We start from the raw sequence: 1412 nt of genomic DNA, 5'->3' as shown, positions 1-1412 counted from the left end.
TAGTAGTGCTTTGTTAGGTCAGCCTTCTGTGACTGGTCGGTGCCGGTAGGTAGTGGTGCGATGCGGGCGTGACCCCCGAGCACCTCGCCCACGTCCGCCGGCAACTGGAGTCCTTCGCCGCTGAGATGTTCGCTCCTATGGCCCGCCGGGATCAGCGGGTTAAGGGACTGACCTACCTGCGGGGGCTGCTGCTGGACGGCCGCCGCAAGTCGATGCAGCCGATGGCCGAACGCCTGGGCGTGGACCACCAAGGACTGCAGCAGTTCCTCACCTCCTCCACCTGGGACCTCACCGAGGTGCGCCGTCGCCTGGCCACCCGGACGGTCGCCGCCATCGCCCCGGTGGCCTGGGTGATCGACGACACCGGCTTCCCCAAAGACGGCATCGCCTCACCCGCAGTGGCCCGGCAGTACTCCGGCACCCTGGGCAAGGTCGGCAACTGCCAGATCGGCGTCAGCGTGCACGCCGTCACCGACGCCGCCTCCTGCCCGCTGAACTGGCGCCTGTTCCTGCCCGCCTCGTGGGACCCCGCACACACCGGCGACGAGGCCGTCGCCGCACAGGTCACCGCGCGCCGGGCCCGCTGCGCCATCCCCGAGAGCGAACACCACCGCCCCAAGTGGCACCTCGCGGTGGAGATGCTCGATGAGCTGGCCGCGTGGGGCCTTGCGCCGCCGCTGGTGGTGGCCGATGCCGCCTACGGCGACAACGCTCACCTGCGCGCGGCCCTGTCCGAGCGCGGCGTGCACTACGTGGTGCAGGTCAAAGGCGCCGTCACCGCCCACCACGCCACCGATGAACCCGACCCGGTCACCTACTCGGGCCGAGGCCGCCCACCCCGGCCGCACCGCTACCCCAGTAGGCCGATCAGCCTGCGCGAGCACGTGCTGGCCGCCGGGCGTCAGGCGGCGATAACCGTGACCTGGCGCACCGGCTCCAAAGGAGCCATGACCTCCCAGTTCGTCATCCTGCCCGTCCGCGTCGCCGGACGCCGGCCCCATCCCGCAGGCGATGGCACACTGCCGGTCACTCTCCTGCTCGCGCAATGGCCCGATCACGAGCCTGAGCCGATCAAGTACTGGCTGACCGACCTGCCCGCCGACACCCCGGCCGCCACGCTGGTCGCCCTGGCGAAGATCCGCTGGCGGATCGAGCACGACTACCGCGAACTCAAGACCGGCCTGGGCCTGGACCACTTCGAGGGCCGCTCCTGGATCGGCTGGCACCGCCACGTCACCTTGGTCACCGCCGCCCACCTGTTCTGCACCGAACTGCGGTTACACGACCCAAAAGCCGCGGCCTGACCCTCTACATGATCCTCAAAGAACTCCAGGTGCTTCTGGCCACCTGGGCCGGCCGCTGCCCCACATGCTCACAGCGACCACCCTGATCAGCTAACAAAGCACTACTAG

At 69.5% G+C, this 1412-nt stretch carries 1 protein-coding gene; it reads left to right on the top strand.

Annotated elements, in window-relative coordinates; translation table 11 throughout:
• Positions 1-68 precede the first annotated feature (68 nt).
• Positions 69-1304 carry an IS701 family transposase gene (locus Msi02_RS42705; protein ID WP_373308369.1) on the top strand — a complete coding sequence of 412 codons (1236 nt, stop codon included), beginning with the start codon at positions 69-71 and terminating at the stop codon, positions 1302-1304.
• Positions 1305-1412 lie beyond the last annotated feature (108 nt).

Source organism: Microbispora siamensis, from assembly GCF_016863095.1.
Classification (GTDB): Bacteria; Actinomycetota; Actinomycetes; order Streptosporangiales; family Streptosporangiaceae; genus Microbispora; species Microbispora siamensis.
This window is presented reverse-complemented; position numbering and strand designations above follow the sequence as displayed.